General features: G+C 57.7%; 15 protein-coding genes. 6 read left to right on the top strand and 9 right to left on the bottom strand.

Annotation, left to right across the window (positions count from 1 at the left end; translation table 11 throughout):
• Positions 1 to 231 precede the first annotated feature (231 nt).
• Positions 232 to 624 (top strand): hypothetical protein, encoded by a 393-nt coding sequence (locus PEL01S_RS17670; protein WP_127461234.1) that lies wholly within the window; start codon positions 232 to 234, stop codon positions 622 to 624.
• A gap of 44 nt (positions 625 to 668) precedes the next feature.
• Here PEL01S_RS17670 and PEL01S_RS17665 read toward each other — a convergent pair whose 3' ends face one another.
• The 3 genes from PEL01S_RS17665 to PEL01S_RS17655 all read right to left on the bottom strand — a co-directional run bounded on the left by PEL01S_RS17665 (position 669) and on the right by PEL01S_RS17655 (position 4,048).
• On the bottom strand, positions 669 to 1,409 hold the full coding sequence (locus PEL01S_RS17665; RefSeq protein WP_127461233.1) for a hypothetical protein: 741 nt from the start codon (positions 1,407 to 1,409) through the stop codon (positions 669 to 671).
• A 182-nt stretch (positions 1,410 to 1,591) separates the two neighbouring features.
• Positions 1,592 to 2,140, bottom strand: a complete 549-nt coding sequence (locus PEL01S_RS17660; protein ID WP_127461232.1) for a hypothetical protein — start codon at positions 2,138 to 2,140, stop codon at positions 1,592 to 1,594.
• A 111-nt stretch (positions 2,141 to 2,251) separates the two neighbouring features.
• Complete coding sequence (locus PEL01S_RS17655) at positions 2,252 to 4,048, bottom strand: ABC transporter substrate-binding protein (protein WP_127461231.1); 1,797 nt, start codon at positions 4,046 to 4,048, stop codon at positions 2,252 to 2,254.
• Positions 4,049 to 4,202: 154 nt separating this feature from the next.
• On the opposite strand from PEL01S_RS17655, the gene PEL01S_RS17650 reads away from it, so the two are divergent.
• From PEL01S_RS17650 to PEL01S_RS17630, 5 genes are all read left to right on the top strand, one after another.
• Positions 4,203 to 4,556, top strand: coding sequence for a hypothetical protein (locus PEL01S_RS17650; protein WP_010496009.1), 354 nt, complete (start codon positions 4,203 to 4,205; stop codon positions 4,554 to 4,556).
• A 24-nt stretch (positions 4,557 to 4,580) separates the two neighbouring features.
• Complete coding sequence (locus tag PEL01S_RS17645; RefSeq protein ID WP_127461230.1) at positions 4,581 to 6,128, top strand: DUF4153 domain-containing protein; 1,548 nt, start codon at positions 4,581 to 4,583, stop codon at positions 6,126 to 6,128.
• Between the two features lie 77 nt (positions 6,129 to 6,205).
• Positions 6,206 to 9,331: an ATP-binding protein gene (locus tag PEL01S_RS17640; protein WP_371860714.1), complete on the top strand. Its 3,126-nt coding sequence runs from the start codon at positions 6,206 to 6,208 to the stop codon at positions 9,329 to 9,331.
• Between the two features lie 143 nt (positions 9,332 to 9,474).
• Positions 9,475 to 10,152 (top strand): stalk domain-containing protein, encoded by a 678-nt coding sequence (locus tag PEL01S_RS17635; protein ID WP_127461228.1) that lies wholly within the window; start codon positions 9,475 to 9,477, stop codon positions 10,150 to 10,152.
• 158 nt (positions 10,153 to 10,310) lie between these two features.
• The gene (locus tag PEL01S_RS17630; protein WP_127461227.1) at positions 10,311 to 11,510 is read left to right on the top strand and encodes a DUF418 domain-containing protein; all 1,200 of its coding nucleotides are present in this window, start codon (positions 10,311 to 10,313) and stop codon (positions 11,508 to 11,510) included.
• A gap of 24 nt (positions 11,511 to 11,534) precedes the next feature.
• On the opposite strand, the gene PEL01S_RS17625 is transcribed toward PEL01S_RS17630, so the two are convergent.
• The 6 genes from PEL01S_RS17625 to PEL01S_RS17600 form a co-directional block, all read right to left on the bottom strand.
• Positions 11,535 to 12,977 (bottom strand): sensor histidine kinase, encoded by a 1,443-nt coding sequence (locus tag PEL01S_RS17625; RefSeq protein ID WP_127461226.1) that lies wholly within the window; start codon positions 12,975 to 12,977, stop codon positions 11,535 to 11,537.
• Positions 12,974 to 13,663 carry a response regulator transcription factor gene (locus tag PEL01S_RS17620; protein WP_063177521.1) on the bottom strand — a complete coding sequence of 230 codons (690 nt, stop codon included), beginning with the start codon at positions 13,661 to 13,663 and terminating at the stop codon, positions 12,974 to 12,976. The genes PEL01S_RS17625 and PEL01S_RS17620 overlap by 4 nt, the downstream gene beginning before the upstream one ends.
• 34 nt (positions 13,664 to 13,697) lie before the next feature.
• Entirely contained in the window at positions 13,698 to 15,608 is a 1,911-nt protein-coding gene (gene shc / locus PEL01S_RS17615) for a squalene--hopene cyclase (protein WP_127461277.1), read from the bottom strand.
• Positions 15,609 to 15,716: 108 nt separating this feature from the next.
• Entirely contained in the window at positions 15,717 to 16,475 is a 759-nt protein-coding gene (locus PEL01S_RS17610; protein ID WP_063177519.1) for an HAD family hydrolase, read from the bottom strand.
• Between the two features lie 244 nt (positions 16,476 to 16,719).
• Positions 16,720 to 17,121: a bactofilin family protein gene (locus tag PEL01S_RS17605; RefSeq protein ID WP_174806969.1), complete on the bottom strand. Its 402-nt coding sequence runs from the start codon at positions 17,119 to 17,121 to the stop codon at positions 16,720 to 16,722.
• Complete coding sequence (locus tag PEL01S_RS17600; protein ID WP_127461224.1) at positions 17,121 to 18,131, bottom strand: M23 family metallopeptidase; 1,011 nt, start codon at positions 18,129 to 18,131, stop codon at positions 17,121 to 17,123. The genes PEL01S_RS17605 and PEL01S_RS17600 overlap by 1 nt, the downstream gene beginning before the upstream one ends.
• Positions 18,132 to 18,181: the final 50 nt, after the last annotated feature.

Below are 18,181 nucleotides of genomic sequence, written 5' to 3'. Positions count from 1 at the left end.
TATTGGATGAGGTCCGACAATCTGCCATGAAGACAACGAAATAAAGGGCGAACGGCGTCGATGGACGCAGTCGCCCTTTTCGCAGCTTTATGGCAGGTGTCGCTTTGATGTCCGGACATGTCGTTTTTAGTCATTTGCAAGGGTGGGAAATATTCAAGTGTAACTTTCGTTTGGCACGTCACGTCCAAAGGTATAATCGCGTTAAGGTAAATCCAAGGAGGCGGAACCGAAATGGTAGGAAAGGACCTGAAAAGCTTGTTGTCGCCGCAGGAGCTTGAAGCATTGACGCATAACCCCGAAGGAGACGGTTCGGGAAGCAGCGGGCGTGCGGAGCCGGAGAGCGAACTGGAGCCGAAGCTGGAACTGGAGCGGCTTCGGCTTGAGACGGCCAGGCTGGACTTGACGATCGCCCGGCTTATCGAAAGGGTGGAGCAGCTGGAGCTCCGGCTGGAAAGCCGATCCGCCTACGAAGAGGTCGGGGGCATTCCCGAGGCGTTCGCGGCAGGCGAATGGAATGCGCAGGAAACCGCAGCCGCGAAATCCGTTACGGTCCCGCCCGCTCCGGATGAGCCCACACTTTCCCGGGTGAGAACGTACGGCCGCAAAAAGCGGGACCGCTCTTAGGGAAGGCGGACTGCCTTTTCCGGCCGATCCGGAGAGGAGCGTCATCATGACTGCGGCATCCGCGTTGTCAGGAACCGGCCGATTTCTTCCGGCAGCACCTCCGTGTCCGACGGATGGAAGTAGTAGTAGTTGTCGTCGCGGAACAAGCTCTGCTTATGCGCGACCGGCTCGCCGGTTTGAAACACGATGCGGTACTCTTTCGGGTCTCCGCCGGTCATGGCCGGCCAGTAGTTTTCTTTCTTTTGCCCGTGTCCGAGCAGCTCCATGAACAGCCCGGTGTCGGCTCTTTCAAGCGAACGGAACCGCTGCCAGGCGCCCGCTTGCTTGGAGTAGACATACACGTCGATTCGCGTCACCCGCTCGGCCGGAAGGTCCTTGTAGCTCCAGGTATGGGCAAGGTTTCCATCTGCGTTTCTTGCGCTGTACAGCTTGTAACCGCCCACTTCGTTGTCCGCCTTGGCGGCAATCAGCGAGTGGTCCGGGTACCCTTTGACGGCATAAAGGCGCGTGCCTTCCTGTAAAAATGCCGCATCCCCGTCCTTCGTCGCATAGCCCGGGTTGGTGACGGCTCCCTCGACCCTGAATTTCACGATGCCGACGACCTCATCTGTCACGGCGTCCAAGGAGGCGGCCGCCGCTTCATAGACCCCGCTATATTCCTTTCCGTTCAGCTTGACGAAATCCACCCAATCGATAATAGTGTTTTCTGTCTTCAATGGGTCCGTTTTGGCATTGCAGGCAGGCAGTACGAGCAGCAGCAGGCAGAGCAGCAAACGCCAAACCATCGTCGTCACTTCCTTTCGCCGGGTTAACCGGGCAGGGTCTGTGTAACGTAATGGACGCACGTCTTCGTTCGAAAGTTGCGCAGCGGCAAGAACGAAGGGGTCCCCTATGAAACCCTTACCCGGCCGTGACCGCAATAAAACCGGCCGGGACCTCGGAAGGGAGGCGCCGGCCGGCGAGTCGTTCAGTGGCGGTGGGAGGCGGAACGCTTTGTCCCCTTCCGGCAGCGCTGCTTGCCTCGGGGCCCGGTCCGGGCGGTACAAACGTGCTGCGCACGGTAGGGAACCGAGCGGGCCGTGTTCGCCTGAGGCAGGAAGCGGATCGAACCGGCGATGCGGGGAGCGTCCTGATTGACCATTCGCTTGAGCAAGCGGATCGCCGCCCCATACCTTTTGTAATCGTAGTCGTTCGTCTTCGGATCGTAGAAAGCTTCCGGAAGCTCCTCCGGCGTCATATAGGCGAACACGCGGCCGCCGTGCTCCGCAAGGAAGATGAGCGGCGAATCGTCGTAGCCTTCGCGGTTCCATTCCTGGCGCGTCATGTGGAACACCATAATGGCCAGCGCATCGTCATACACTTTGCCTTTGTACCTGAACCGGAAATGCAGCTCGTACTCCGTATCGCTGCTTTGTCTCCGCCGGTCGATGACCGCATACGTCCTCCACCACGCCGGGAAACGGAGGGTAAATCCGTATCTCGCGTTGCGATACACGAAATGGCTCGGCTTCTTCACGTCGCTCGGGTCCCCTTTCGAACCAAAGGTTGTGATACTACTGTCTACTGTATTCGCAGAAGCCCCGGATTATAATCCCGCGTTGTCAAAGCCCCCTAAAGCACCTCGCTATCACGGCTTAAACCAGATGTTTTTGAACTGCACCCAATCCAGCGCATCCAGCGAGATCCCCTTGACGGACTCATGGTAGATCGTTTTCAGCCGTTTGAAATATAAAAAGTGAAGCACCTGTTTGGCGGTCAAATGCGCTTCAATTGCCTGAAGCAGCGCCGAACGGCGGTTGGACGACGGCTCATGCAGTGCCTCCTCCATCAGGGCGGAGACCTTGGCTTTGACCGCGGGCTCCAAATGCCGCTGCATGCTTTTGTACAAGTCGATGAGCCGGAGCTCCGCATCGTTGTCGAGCATAATGGAGAACAGCAGCAGATCGGCGTACAGCCGCTGCTCGCTCTTGAACTCCTCCACGGACAGCAGCTTGAGCTCCACGGCAAAGCCGGCTTCCTGCAGCAGCGCCTGCACATGCAGCGCATCCGGCTCATAGTGCGTGATCGTGCACAGCGTCAGCCGCTGGCCGTCATAGGCGGAGCGCTTGAGCAGCGCGCGGATGCGGGCGGTTTCGTAGGCAAGCGGCTCCGCTTCCGGCGCCATGCTTCCATGCCCGTGGCCGATGAAGCTGTCGGCCGTATAGATGGCGTCGCCGCCGATTCGCTCAAGCAGCTTGCGGCGGTTCAAGGCGGCGCATACCGCGCCCCGCAGTGCAGGGTCGCTGAGCGGCCCCTGCTTCAGCAGGTTGAAGGTCAGGAACCGGCACGTCGACCCCGGCTGCTGCACCTGCTGCCACGTTTCCGAAGCTTCGTCGGGCAGACGATAGTTGTGGATAATCTGAAAGCTTTCCAGCGTCCGCTCGCTGTCCTGCACCTGCATGTCGGGAATATGCCACAGTTCCACACGGTCGAGGTGCGCCCGGCCTTGGAAATAAGCGGGGAAGGCGTCGAGCACGCACATGGACGCATCGAGATGTGTCAGCTTGAACGGACCTGTGCCGACCGGAGCGAGCGCGAACCGGTCTCCCAGCTCCTCGCATAGCTCGGCCGGGACGATGGAGGCACGGTTCGTGCCGGCGTATTGAAGCAGCAGCTCGCAAGGCTCGGATAGCCGGATGCTGACCGTGATCGGGTCCACCGCTTCCACGGTGTCGATTTGCCGGTGTACCCAGCTGTACAGCGCGCCGGCCGCCAGCCGCTTGAGCCTCTCGAACGTGTACTTGACGTCGGCGGCGGTTAACTCTCTTCCGTGGTGAAACTGGATGCCTTTGCGCAGATGAAACGTCCAGACCGTCCGCGCTTCATTTACCTCCCAAGCGTGAGCGATATGCGGCTCGATCGTTTGGGTCAGCCGGTTGTAGCGCACAAGCGGATCGAACAGTTGATGCACGAGGTGCGCTTCCGTTCGGAAATTGGTCGTGGCGGGATCGAGCGACAGCAGCGCCTGGGTGAGCGGGAACCGCAGCGTATCGAAGCGCTTGCTGCCCTGCATTTCGCTGCTGTAGCCGAAATAGCCGGTCAGCCAGCGGTGAAAGCTGTCCCTGAGCGAGCCCTCAGGCGAAGAGACGTTCAACTGCTCCAGCGCGCCCCGCAAATCTTTGCGCTCGACAAGATCTTGCGCAATCGAGAGTATGAGATCCTCGGCAGGTTTGTAGAACGTCAAGGCGGACTTTTGGCCGCGCCCGCGCTTCGGCAGCCAATCGAGCCAGGCTTCGCTTTGCATTTTTTTGAGCAGCAGCACGACATTGCGGTGCGTGCAGCCGAGAACGGCCGCCAGTTCGTCGAGATGGACAAGGTGCGGCTGCTGCTCGGCGATATGCGGGTACTGTTCGCGAAGGCGGATATAGTGGTTTGCCAGCTTCATAGAGCAACCTCCGGGGTTTTTGATAAAATATGAAATTTATATTTCAAAATTTACTCTTTTTATTCGTGTTTTTCAAGTTACAATAAACGTGGATAGGCAATTCGACAAAATTATAACGAAATGGAAAATAGTTCAATTATGAGGAGGAATACGGATGTACTGTCCTTCATGGTCCGATCAAGAGCAAATTCGAGGGGTAAAGCGACTTCCGCTTACGGTCGCCTGGGGCGACCAACTGCTGTCGGAGGCCGAAGCGGCCGTGAACGCGGCGCATACCGACGAGGAAATGCGGAGGGCGGTTTTCGCGCTGGCCCGGCTCGCCTACGGGCGTATTCACGGAAAGGACCTGCTCGACCTGCTGCAAGTCGACGACGAAGACATTTTACGAGACCTCGCGGGGGATATCGATCCTATACACCAAGCAAGTCCTTACGAATTGCGGCAATGGGCTAACCGATGGAGCCGGCAAATCCGGCGGAGCAAGCATGAGGCCGCTCTGCTGCAATAAGCTTAGAGGAGGCTCGGGAAGCTCATGAAGACGGAATCCGTTCCGGTCAGGTACGAAGGAAAGCTGCTGCTTGCCGCGCTTGGCTGCGCAGTCATCCATCACTATTTGTTTTATGGAAAAGCGTGGGGCGTCTCGTTTCCGCTGTTCGTGATATTATTTTACGTTTATTATTACTGGGCTGTCCGGGAGAAGCGGGAGCTCCGGCTGGAGCCGTCCATGGCGCTGGCCGTTCCCGTGCTCTTGCTGTCCTTTACTTATGTAGCGCATTCGAACCTGCTTCTGCTCGTTTTTAACGCTTTGGCGGTACCGCTGCTGATTGTGGCGCACACGACGTGGCATATGGCGGAGGAGCGGCCGAAGACGCCATTCATCCTCCGCCTGTTTGATCAGGTGTTCGTGCAAACGATCAGGTACATGCCTCGGCCGGTCATCGTCGCTTATCGGGCCTTATCGTTCAAAATGAAAGCAGGCCGCTCCCAAGAGCTGATGAAGGTGCTGATCGGTCTGATCGTCTCGATCCCGCTGCTTCTTGCGGTCGTCGCCTTGCTGGCTTCGGCCGATTCCATGTTCGATCGCGCGCTGGCCCGGCTTCCGGAACTGACAAGCGGCCTGAAGCTCGGCCAGACGCTGTTTCGCGCCATATGGATCGCCTGCATCGCGACGGGACTGTTCGCTTACGTACGGGGCTTGCTTCAACCTAAGCGTTGGCCGCCCCGGGCCGCGGAGGAGGATTTTGACACGGGCTCGGTGTCTCCAGAACCCAATCAGGCAACCATACCGGCAACCACTCCCGCGGTAGCCGTCGCGCCATCGGCGGTGCCGCGCATCGATGCGACCGTCGCAGCCACCGTCCTGATTGTGCTGAACGCCGTGTACCTGCTGTTCGCCTTCGTGCAGTTTTCGTACTTCTTCGGAGGCGGAGCCGCCGAGCTGCCGGAGGGCATTACTTACGCATCCTATGCGCGAAAAGGCTTTGCCGAGCTGGTTGTCGTCACGCTGATCAATTTGACCGTTCTGATGACCATGCTGTACGGAGTGAAGCGCCCGGGTCCCGCCGCTTGGCGGTTTCTGCGTTCGCTGCTCGGGGTGCTCGTCGGCTGCACCGGCATTATGCTGAGCTCCGCCTACTTGCGCCTCTCGATGTACGAGGAAGCCTACGGCTATACCGTGGCCCGGCTGCTCGTGCACGCGTTCATGCTCTTTTTGCTTGTGCTGTTTATATTGGCTCTCGTCAAGCTGTGGCGGGAGCGGCTGCCGCTGCTTCGCTGCTATGCGGTCGTCACCGTAATAGCGTACGTCATCATCAATTACTTCGGCATTGATGCGGCGGTAACGCGGGGCAACATTCAGCGCTACGAGGCGACAGGCAGGCTCGACGCCGCCTATTTGGGCAGCCTGGGCTACGAGGTCGTACCGCTGCTGCTGGAGCTGAAACGAAAGCATCCGGACGCCGAAGGGGTAGACGAAGCGCTTCAGAGCTTCCGAAGCCGCATCGAGAGCGGGAAGGCCGCCTCGTGGACGGAATTCAACTGGCCCGAATGGAGAGCCGCGAAGGCGTTGGAAGGAGCATAGGTCTCAGGCCCCGGAGGCGTCGAAATTTATTCGACGAGGCAACAGGAAAGCGAGAACGTTTGTCGAAATTTACACCTATGATGCAGACATCCAACAAAAACGCTCTCAAAGTGAGTGCCGTTATTTTATTGTTCCTGTCCGTTCTCTTTGGCCTTCGCTGGTTTTGGTTTCTGGCCTATGGCTCTCCGGAGCATCCCCGTGCGGTTCAAGGCGTGGTGGATCTGCGGGGCTGGAATCTGGAGCATTCCCGAACCCTTATGCTGGACGGCGAATGGGAATTTTACCCTGGCGCCTTCCTTTCCCATGAAGACCTAAGGAGTCCGTCCGCGGGTCGTCCGAATGTCGTCCAAGTTCCCGGGGATTGGAGCAAAGGGATGTCGGAAGGCACGAAATCGTCGTTCGGCTACGGGACGTACCGGCTTCGCATCCTGATCGATCAGCCGTTACGCCAGCCTTACGGCTTCTGGATTCAGGAGATCATGGCTTCGTCCGTTATCGAAATTAACGGTCGGATTGCAGCCGAAATTGGTCGGCCTGCGGAGAACGCAGAGGCGTACGAACCGAGAAAAGTCTCCTACACCGCAACGTATGAGCAAGACGATGTGAAAGAAATCGAACTGCTCGTACGTACAGCCAATTATGAAAGCCCGCTGAACGGAGGTATTTTAAAGCCGATTCGTTTCGGCTCGCAGGCGGCCATTGACTATGAACGCTGGTATTCCATCGGGTTTCAGCTCGTGGCCTTCATCGTGCTGCTGCTTCACGGCTTGTACGCCATTATTTTGTATTTGTTCAACCCGCGGCATAAGGTGCTTCTGATCTTTTTCCTGCTGCTTGCGGTTGCGGGCATTTCTGTCGTTTCCGATAACGATAACCTGCTGATGATCTGGCTGCCGCTTAACTTCGCTTGGGGTTTGAAAATCAGGCTGCTATCCTACTTGTGGCTGCCCTTCTTCATGGTGCTTCTGGCCAGAAACTTTGACGGCCATGCCTCCGGTACCCGATGGTTTCGCGCTTATGGCGCCTTGCTGGGGCTCTACTCGGTGTTTGTGCTTACCGCCTCCCCGCCGCTCATTTACGAATCGATGTACGTAAGAGTGTTTTCTTTGCTTTATTTGGCTCCCGTAGTCTGGTTTTTGTATTTGCTCGGCCGCAAGGTGGCCAGAAACGATCAAGACGCCTTGTTCCTGCTGTTTGCCGCGATGAGCATTGGCTCCAGCATTGCTTGGGGATATACCGCAGCGGTGAGCGTCTACTATCCTGTCGACATTATCGCCGCCATTATTTGTTTCTCGGCTTACTGGTTCAAGCGGTTTTTCCGCAATGCCGAGGAGAACGCCAGGCTGAACGAGCAGCTGCGGGCGTCCGACAAGTTGAAGGACCAGTTCCTAGCGAATACGTCGCATGAGCTGAGAACGCCGCTGCATGGCATTTTGAATATTGCCCGGACCGTTGCGGCCAAAGAGAAGCATGCCATGGACCGCGCCAGCTTCGAGAACATGGAGCTGCTGATCACGATCAGCCGCCGAATGTCGCAGCTGCTGGACGACCTGCTCGACGTAGCGCAGCTTCAGGATAAGCGCATCGTGCTGCAGAAGGAGCCGCTGCGCATTCAAGCCGTCGCCTCCGGCGTCGTCGGAATGCTGCGGTTTATTACCGATTCCAAGCCCGTTCAGCTAAAGATTGAGATTGCGGATACGGTGCCGCCGGTATGGGCGGATGAAAAAAGACTTGTGCAAATTTTGTTCAACCTGGTGCATAACGCCCTGAAATACACGGACGAAGGAACGGTGGCCATTTCCGCCGAAACCAGCGGCGAGTTGGTAGTTGTTCAAGTCTCCGACAGCGGCATCGGCATGGATGAGGAGACGCAGGCGCGCATCTTTTTGCCGTATGAGCAAGGGCCTCACGGACGAAGTGGCAGCGGGGGAATCGGCCTTGGCCTAAGCATCTGTAAGCAACTGGTGGAATTGCACGGCGGCAAGCTGACGGTCCGTTCCGAACCGGACCGGGGCTCCGTATTCAGCTTTGCGCTCCCGCTGGCCGTTTCGCCGGACGCTCCGCTGAAGCACACTTCGTTATCGCACCATGCTGAAGAGGACAAAGCGGAGGGCGGCTTAAGCCTATCCAAGGACCTAAGCGCCGTGTGGCCTGACTTGCCGTCCACAGCGCCTTCCTTTGCCGGGGACAAAATGAACATTCTCGCGGTCGATGACGATCCGGTCAACCTGAAGGTGCTCGTCGGCATCCTCTCTACGGAGCCCTACCATATCAGGGCCGTCTCGTCGGGCCAGGAGGCATTGGAATTGCTTGACACAGAGCCTTGGGACTTGCTGATTGCCGACGTTATGATGCCGCATATGTCCGGCTACGAGCTGACACGACGGGTGAGGGCTCATTATTCCATTTCGGAGCTGCCGGTGCTGCTGCTGACCGCCCGGAGCCAGCCAGCGGACATTTACACCGGATTTTTGTCTGGGGCCAACGATTACGTGACCAAGCCGGTTGATGCGCTCGAACTGAAATACCGCATCTGGTCGTTAACGACGCTGAAGCAATCCGTCAACGAACGGCTGCGTATGGAAGCCGCTTATTTGCAGGCGCAAATCCATCCTCATTTTCTGTTCAACACGCTGAACTCGATTATTGTGCTGAGCGACATCGATCCGGACAAAATGCGCGATTTAATCGACGCCTTTGCGTCGTATTTACGGATTAGTTTCGATTTTCTTAATTCGGGCAGACTGGTGGGGCTTTCCCACGAGCTGGAGCTTGTTAAGTCCTTCCTGTATATCGAGCAGGAACGTTTTGGCGACAGGTTATCCGTCGTGTGGGAGGTGGAGCCCGATATGGAGTTGATGCTTCCTCCGCTGACGATTCAGCCTCTTGTCGAAAATGCGCTCAAACACGGCCTCCTTCGCCAAGGGAAGGGCGGTATGATAATGATCCGGATTGTCCGCCGCGAGGACTCCGTACTTATTGAAATCAAGGATAACGGTATCGGGATGGAACAAGAACGGGCCGATCAGTTGCTGAATCTGACGATGAAAAGCCAAGGCGGAATCGGGCTGTCCAATACGAACCGGCGGCTGAAGCAGCGATATGGGAAAGGCTTGTCCATCCACAGTAAGCCCGGCGAAGGCACGACGGTATCGTTCGCGATCCCGGAAAAAAGCGGAAAAAGACCCGAAATAGACCAATAGTTCTCTTTTTTTAGGGCCTTTTTCTGAGAAAATAAAGTTTGGAAAATAGTGGGTCAAGTCGGTATTTTCATAGAACATGACATCATGGCCTCGCTTCGGAAGACCGGTCTTGCCTCTGACAACCCGGAGGGAGAATAATCCATATGAACAAGAAGATCACCGCATCGATCGTCGGCCTTTCCCTGCTGCTTACGGCGAGCGCAGGCGTGTACGCTGGAGCGAACCTTCAAGAAATCAAAGCCTACCTGAACGGCGACCTGAAAGTGAAGGTCAACGGCCAGCCGGTACAGCTGAACGACGAGCAGGGCAATGCCATCCTGCCGATTACCTACGAAGGCAACACGTACCTGCCGGTACGGGCTGTAGCCGGCGCTTTGAAAGTCGCCGTCGACTACGACAAGGAAACAAGTACCGTCCTGCTTGGCGAAAAAACCGAGGGCGTGGCGATCAAAACGCAGAGGTTCTCCGATTCGGGCTACTCCAAGGATAAAAAGCAGACGACCTATGCCAACAAAGATTATCAGGAAGTCCTGTACGATGTGCGGGATGCTCTCCGTTCGGGCTCGTTCATGCTGTTCCCGGATAAAAAATATCAAAAGCTGGTTTTACAGATCGGCGCGGTCGGCGCGGATATTCCGAAGATCAAGATCGAGGACAGCCAAACCAAAGCGCTGCTGAAAGAAGAGTCGGTTGCCGTAAAAGACGGCATGAAAACGATCGAAGTCGACATCAGCGGGGTAAAAGAGCTGTTCATTTACTTCGAAAAGCTGCAATCGGATGCCGGCTATGTCGTTCCGTTGACGACGTCGTATTATAAATAAGGCTTGTTCTTTTCCCGAACCCCCGGGTCGCTATTGCGATTCGGGGGTTTTTCACGCTTACCGCCGCCCGGCTTTATAAATTTCTTAGAATTGGCCGCTATGATAAGAGCAAGCCGGTCATCCGGCAGAACGATCGGATTGACGAAAGGAGCCTTATCATGAAACCAACTTCAGCCAACGAACGAATCGTTCTTCTCGATATCGTCCGGGGGATCGCCATTCTCGGCATCCTGTTGGTCAATATGACCTTTTACAGCAGCTCGCTGCAGGCGATTCAAATGCAGATCGAGCAGTGGCCCGGGGTTTGGGACCAAGCGGTGAAGATGCTGGAAAGAATTTTTGTCGACGGAAAATTTATGGCCATGTTTTCCTTCCTGTTCGGGTACGGGATGATGCTGTTTAAGGAACGGGCGGAGCAGAAAGGGAACCGCTTCGGCCGGCTGTACGCTAGAAGGCTGCTGGCGCTTCTTGTTTTCGGGCTGATCCACGCCATCCTGATCTGGTTCGGGGACATTCTGGTGCATTACGCGCTGCTCGGACTTATTTTGCTGCTATTCCATAAACGCCGGCCAAGGACGCTGCTGATCTGGGCCATCGGCCTCCTGCTGCTGCTTCCGGCCGTCTTGGTTGCGACGGGAGCGCCGGCTGCCCCCAAGCTCTCGCCGGAAGTGACCGCACGCGTACAAAAAATGATCGAGCACGATCAACTGGTCTACGGCAGCGGCACGTTTGCCGAAATTAGCAAGCAGCGGCTCGGTGACTGGATCATGAGCTTTTTTAACCAGATTACGTTTTATCCGCAGATTCTCGGTCTGTTTCTGCTCGGCGCTTATTTTGCCAAACGCCGCGTATTTCACGACATTCCGGCTCATGCCGGTTTGCTGCGCAAGCTGTGCTGGTGGGCGGGCGGCTTCGGGCTGATCACGAATATCGGGGCTGTCCTGCTGCCGGATCAAGCCGCCTTCGCCGGGGCGAAAAACTTGTTTGTCTTGCTCGGGGTGCTGCTGGGCTCGCCGCTGCTCGGCTTAGGCTACATCGCTTTGGTCGCTTTATGGTTCAAGCGGTCTCCGCAGCATAGCCCGTTGTCGTTCTTTGCTCCGGTCGGCCGGATGGCGTTTACCAATTATATCCTGCAGTCAGTCGTTTGTACGCTGCTGTTTTACGGGTATGGGCTGGGGTGGTACGGGAAGGTCGGACCCGCAGTAGGCTTGCTGCTGGCATTGGCCGTGTTTGGGGCGCAGATGGTGTGGAGCCGCTTATGGTTCAAGCGGTTCTCGATCGGACCGCTTGAATGGCTCTGGAGAGGATTTACGTATTGGAACAATCCTTCGGCTTCGGTCACGAAATCCGCACGATAACGAAAAAGAGATGGCCCCGCCAGCTTAGGCGAAGGCCATCTCTTTTAGTGTAACGCAAATCCGTGCGCCCCCTTCGGGCCGGTTGGACGCGGCGACATGACCGCCATGCTTCTCCGCCAGTTTCTTCACAATATACAGTCCAAGACCCGCATGGCCTTTTTCTTCGGAGCGGGATGGGTCCCCCTGGTAAAATTGCTCGAACAGATGCGCGAGGTCGTTCACGCTGAAGCCTCGTCCCGTATCCTGCACCTCGAAGTGCAGCCGCCCGTCCCGATAGCCGATCCGCCAACGGATTTCGCCGCCCTCCGGGGTAAAGCGGAGACTGTTGGCCATCAGGTTGTCCATGATTTGCTCCAGCCGGAGGAAATCGATTCGCAGCGGTTGATCGGGCAGCAAGCCTTCGGTGTCCAGGAGCAAGGCAACTTGCTTGCTTTCGCACAGCAGCTTGTAGTCGTCGCGCTTACGCTCGAAGAACGGAAGGGGCTCGAAGGAGACGGGAGATAACGTGAAATCCGGACGTTCGATATCCGATATCGTCGTCAGCTCGTCCAGCAGGCGGGCGGCCCGTTCCGTATTTCCCTGGATCGTCCGCAAATAGCGGGGGAGTCGGTCCGGGCGCTGGGCCGCCCCTTCCAGCAGATTGTCCACGTGCCCCTGAATGATCGTCAGCGGCGTGCGCAGATCGTGCGTGATCGCGGCCACCATGTCGCGGCGCTGCTGCTCCATCTTCCATTGAGCCGTGAGCGAATCGTGCAGCGCGCGCCGCATCTCCTCGAAAGCGGAGGCCAATTCGGCTAATTCCTTGGAGCCGCCGACATCCGCTAACGTAAAATCCAGATCGCCCTGCTGAATCCGGCGGGCTCCGTCGGTCAGCCGGCTGACCGGAGGCTTCAGCCGGGTTCCTAGCCTTCGGGCGAACAGAAACGTGAACAGCATAATAAAGACGAACGGAGCGGCCAAATTGGTAACGATGAGCAAAAACGTTGCCATCGGCTGGTCCGCGTTGCTCGTGACCAGACTTAAATCGTAGCGGAGCACGAACGCGCCGGCCAGTCCGCCTTGGGCATCCGTTACGGGATAGTACAGCACGATTTTCCCGTTGACGCGCTCATTCGTGTTCAGTTTCGATACCAGCTCTTCCTTGGAAGAAATGTAGCTTTTATCCATCGTGCCGTACAGAAGTTTGCCCCGGACATCGAGGACCTGATATTGGATGCCGGCCGCAGGAATGCGTTCCTCCAGAGCGGTTCGGGAGGCGGGAGTCAAGAGCGCTTCCTTTTGCCCGAGGGCGTATTTGGTAATTTCAGGAAGCTGCTTTTCGTAATAGTTTGCCGGGCGAACGGTCTTCTCGTTCGTGAAAATATAATAAGTGCTTGCGCCCCAGACGGCGATGGAGCAGGCGAAGCTCAGGAGCAGCACGAGCAGAAAAGCGACGCCGAATTGACTGCGGAACGTCAGCTTGCTCATGATGCGCCGGCTCCCATTTTATAGCCGACTCCCCAGACCGTGGCGATATACTCCGTATGCGGATCCGCCTCCGCCAGCTTGGAGCGGATCTTCTTGATGTGCTCGGTCACCGTGGCCGAGTCGCCTTCCGCTTCAAGGCCCCAGACCTTCTCGTAGATGCGGTCCCTCGAAAGCACCTGATTCGGATGCATCATCAGCAGCTGCACGATCTCGAACTCCCGGGCGGTTAAAGGAATCGACCGGTTCCGGTAATGAAGTTGGTAGGCGTCCAAATCCAGCATCAGCTCGCCGAAGTGCAGGATCGACCGGCTTGCCCGCGTCTCGCTGCGGCGCTCCCGGCGCAAATGAGCCTGCACGCGCGCTTTCAATTCCCGGATGCTGAACGGCTTCACCAAATAATCGTCCCCGCCGACCATGAGCCCTTGAATGCGGTCCGTTTCGCTTCCGCGTGCGCTCAGAAACAAAATCGGGCACGTCACGAGCGGGCGTATGGAGCGGCATACCTCCCAGCCGTCGAGCCCCGGCATCATTACGTCGAGAATGATCAGATCGGGCTGCTCCTTCAAGAGCGCGAATACTTCTTCGCCGCCCGAAGCGGTCAGCACGGCGTAGCCTTCGTCCGTTAAAGCGTCCTCCATGAACGTCAGAATGTCCCGTTCGTCGTCTGCGATTAGGATTTTTTCCATGATTGCTGTCTCCTGTTCGTTGGCTTTCGTACGGTCAGGACCCGTATTTGCTCCTGTAATGCGCCAGCGCCAGCAGCGGCCAGATCGCGTTGTAGCTGTGATAGCGCGCGTAAAATTCCCCGGCCAATCCCGCTCCGGTCGGATACTTGGCCGGCCAGGAGGCGTCCCCGGCCTCCAGCATGTCCGTCAGCGCACGCGCCGCCCGGTTGATAGCGTCGGTCGGCGCCGGATGTACGGCGATCAGCGCATCGAGCGCCCAGGCGGTTTGCGAGGGCGTGCTGGCGCCCAGCGGGATGTAGATCTTGGCCCGGTCGCTGCGGCACGATTCGCCGAAGCCGCCGTCCGGGTTTTGGACGCTGGCGAGCCACCGCACCGCATGCTGCAGCTCCGGTTGATCCGGCGGAACCCCGGCGGCCGCGAGTCCGGTTACGGCGGCCCATGTGCCGTAAATGTAGCAGATGCCCCAACGGCCGTACCAGGAGCCGTTCCGCTCCTGATGGTCAAGCAGCCACCGGACGGCGCGCCGGATGAACGGCTGCTCCTGGCGGAGTCCCGCCCAAGTGCCCAAATATTCCAGCACGCGTCCGGTCAGGTCTGCGGACGAAGCGTCAACCGCTGCCTCCGCACCGTCGACGGGAAGGGCGGCGAGCAGCGGGGAATTTTTGTTCCGCTCGAAGGCCGGCCACCCGCCGTCGTCGTTCTGCATTGACAGCAGCCAATGAAGGCCACGGCTTCTTGCTTCGCCATACCCGGCCTCGGGCCGACCGGGACTTCGGCGCAGCGCCCGCAGCGCGGCGGTCGTATCGTCCACGTCCGGCACGATCGTATTGACGTCGGAGAACCCCCAGCCGCCGGAAACGGGGTTCGCGACATCGGTGCTCCAATCGCCGAGCTTCGTGTGCTGGCGCGAGAGGAGATAGGCGTCCGCCCGCCGGATCACCGGATGCGAGGCCGGCAGCCCCGCTTCCTGCAGTGCATGGCTAAGGAGCGCCGTATCCCAGACGGTGGAGGGCGAGTTTTGGATGTGAAGCTGCCCGTCAGATTCACAGGCGAGCGAGATCAGCCCTTGTACCGCTTTTGCGATGACGGGATGCCGTTCGTCGTACCCGAGCGCCAGCAGCGCGTACACCATCAGGATCGTGCTGAGCGCATAGCTGTACAGCGTTCCGTTCGGTTCGATCCGCTCCAGCATATAGCGCTCGGTATGCCGGAGGGCCAGCCGGCGGAGCTCCTGCGGCAGATAGGGCAGCTTATGCAGAGCGCGTTGAATGTCGTTCCACCAGCCGGAGAGGCGCCGGTCTTCCCCGACATCCCTTCCCTCGGCATGCGCCGACCAGCGCTCGCGGGCTGGCAGCAGCTCGGACAAATCGGGGCTCCCCGCCGTGTTGACCGTGAACTGCCTGACGCCCAATATCGCAATGGGGGCCAAATGCACGCGTGCGTAACTGGAGAAACGGTAAAAGCTCAGCGGGAACGACCGGGGAAGCAGCAGCAATTCAGGCGGAAAGGGGAACGGCCGCGGCCAAGGATACTGGCCGATGACAGCCAGCATCGCCTTGGTCAGCAAGCCGCTGACGTTCCGCAGGCCGCCTTTGGACAAAATAAACCTTCTCGCCCGGGTCATTGCCTCGTCGGAAGCATGCAGCCCGGCATACCGCAGCGCTGCATAAGCCTCAACCGTCGCCGACAAATGCCCGTCCCCGTCGTCGTAAAACCATTTCCATGCGCCGTCCGCTTCCTGCTTCGATAAAATCCGGTTTGCTAAACGCCGTATAAGGTTTTCGTCCTTTACGTTTAACGATCTTAATAACAGAATCATATATCCGTCCGTCACGATCCCGTTTTCAAAGCAAAAACGCCACGTCCCGTCCTGCGATTGCCGCATCAGCAGCATCTGCATCAAACGATCGGTGGCGGTTTCGACGATCCGGTGGAGGCTGCCCATTCTCATCACCCTTTCCCCAACATTGTATGGGGGCTCCCGGCAAATCATGCGCGGGTTCGGGAAGAGTCGGGACGAGCATGCGGGCCTCCGGTCCGGTATTCGGCGCGGTTAGGAGCCCGCAGTGATTTTCGCGGTCGTATAGTCGCGAATCGTTTCGGGGATGTACCGCAAGGAAGACAGCGTGAAATAAGCGCCAGCAGGCTCAACGTCCACTTCGACCTGATTGTAGGCCCACTCCAGCTCCGCAGGCATGAAAATGGCGTGAATGCCCGCCTTGAGCGCCGGGATAATATCGGTGCGAAGCGAATTGCCGATCATCCAGGTGTTGTTCCGATCGAAGCCGTTCGCGCGGATGAGTCCGTCGAGGTATTCGGCGTTTTTATGGCGCGTGACATAGATCCGGTTGCCGAAGAACCGTTCCAGCTCCGCTTCTTTCACCTTGCGCATCTGCACCGTCGGGTCCCCTCCGGTGTACAAATGAAGCGTATGGCCGTCCTCCTGGAGCATGCGAAGCGTCTCTTCCATGTAAGGATACGGCTCGATGCTGTGACCGTAGACGGAAGCGCCGAGCTCGATCAGCCGTTTGACTTCCGCGTCATTTTTGGACCGGCCGGTCAAATCGGTGTAATATTCGTACGTATCGACGAACGATTGGGGGAAGTGGTCCGGCGCAAATCCGCTCACCAGCACCCGCTCCAGATCGATTTCCGATTGTTTTTTCTTGATTTCCTCGATGGACAAGCGGTAGCCATGAAACCACGCTTCCATTTGGTCCGCGAATTGGTCGATTACCATATCGAAGAACTTGTTGCAATAGAGAAGCGTATCGTCCATATCAAACAGGATCGTCTGCTGCATTTTAGTCATAGCGATTTCCCCTACTCTCTCTATGCTTTTTGTTGTTTTTTTGAATGCCTTATTCTTGCAAAGGCCTAGAGGCCGTAGAGAAAAAGGATTGCCGCGAGTTTTTTTCACGAATCCCATCTGCTTAAAATGGAATCCAAGGATTCGTGAAAAACGTGTCTGAGTGAAGGCGAGCCTTTTTTCTCGCAGGCCGGAACCGGCCTGAACGAAGGCAATCAACCCCAACAACAAAAAGCTTTTCTCTTCATTATAGCACGGCTATGACAAGAGACGCATCCTCCTGCGGCGTTTGGCCCATCTCGCTCTGGCCTTGGAACACGGCCCCGGGCTCGATAATTAGCGTAGCGGCGCGGACGGTGCCGACCAGGCGCCCCGTCGGGGTGATGCGGACGGTGCCCTCCGCCTCGACGCGTCCGTCCATCCTGCCGGCGATGACCACATCGCGGGCGCGCAGATCGGTGGAGCGAACGATCCCTTTCGCTCCGACCGCCACCTCGCCTGCGGCTTGAAGCACGCCTTGGAACTCGCCTTCAATGCGCACATCGGCCTCCGAGCGGAACGTTCCTTCGAGGACGCTTCCTTCGCCGATCAGCGAGACGGAGCGCCCGGAACGCGAAGACCGGCTTCGCCAACCGTTCATTCGAAACATCACTTTTTCCTCTCCTTTTTTCGATTATCGCTTGACATATAGGGGGCAGGATTGGTGCTTTTGCCGCTAAGCAGCACCTCGTAGTGAAGGTGGGGTCCGGTGCTTCGGCCGGTTGTACCCAGTTCGCCGATCGCCTGTCCTTTATCGACCTTATCGCCCTGATTCACCTGTGCGCTGTTCAGATGCATATACCATGTCCGCAGCCCTTTGTCGTGCTCGATAACGACGTTATGCCCATGCAGCTTGTCATAGGCGACCGAGTGAACGACGCCGCTCGCAACCGCATAGACCGGATCACCCAGCTTGCCCGCAATGTCGATGCCGCGATGGAAGCTGAGCTTTTTCGTAAACGGGTCTCTACGGTAGCCGTAAGGGGAGGTAACGACTTTGGATAACGTAGGCCATATATCGGGCGTGCGCTGCCGCTGCTCCTGCTTCTCCTGAAGCTGCCGCTTCGTTTGGCCGAGCCGGGAGGCCAGCTCCTTCATCTCGGCGTGCAGCTCCGTGTAACGGATTCCCGTAGCCGCGGCCAGCTCGTGCGTCTGCTCCTCGGTGACGGGGAACGCTTCGCCGCCCATCCCTCCTGTGCCGGCAGAGACGGCTGCGGATAGCGGCGGTCCGCCGGCTTTCCTGCGCTCGACGCTGGCGGGAGCCAGCTTGTGCAAATCCTGCTCGAGCCGCTTCATCCGCTCCATTTGGCTCCGGACTTCCGCGGCTTGCTTCGAAAGCGCATAAATATCGTTTTGCAGCCGTTCAATGGCTGCGTTTTTCCGGTGTAAATCTTGCTCCAGCATCGCCGTCTGCCCCTTCATTTCCATTGACATCAGCGAAACGGAAACGATGGAGTGCAGGCTGCGAATAGAAAGCATACAGGTCGTCCCGAACAGCAGCAGCATAAGAGAGGCTGTGCACCATAGGGCGGCGCGGGACAGCTTGAGGCGAATCACGCTTCCGTTCGCCTCGGGAATGATGACGAACGTCAGCTTGCTTTGAAACCACGTGAACTTCATGACGGCTCCTTTCGGTAGATCTGCCTTGGTCCAAGGCGGTTATTCGGCGA

Origin of the sequence: Paenibacillus elgii NBRC 100335 (genome assembly GCF_004000865.1) — a bacterium.
Classification (GTDB): domain Bacteria; phylum Bacillota; class Bacilli; order Paenibacillales; family NBRC-103111; genus Paenibacillus_G; species Paenibacillus_G elgii.
The sequence above is the reverse complement of the archived record's forward strand: the minus strand, read 5'-3'. Positions and strand labels throughout refer to the sequence as shown.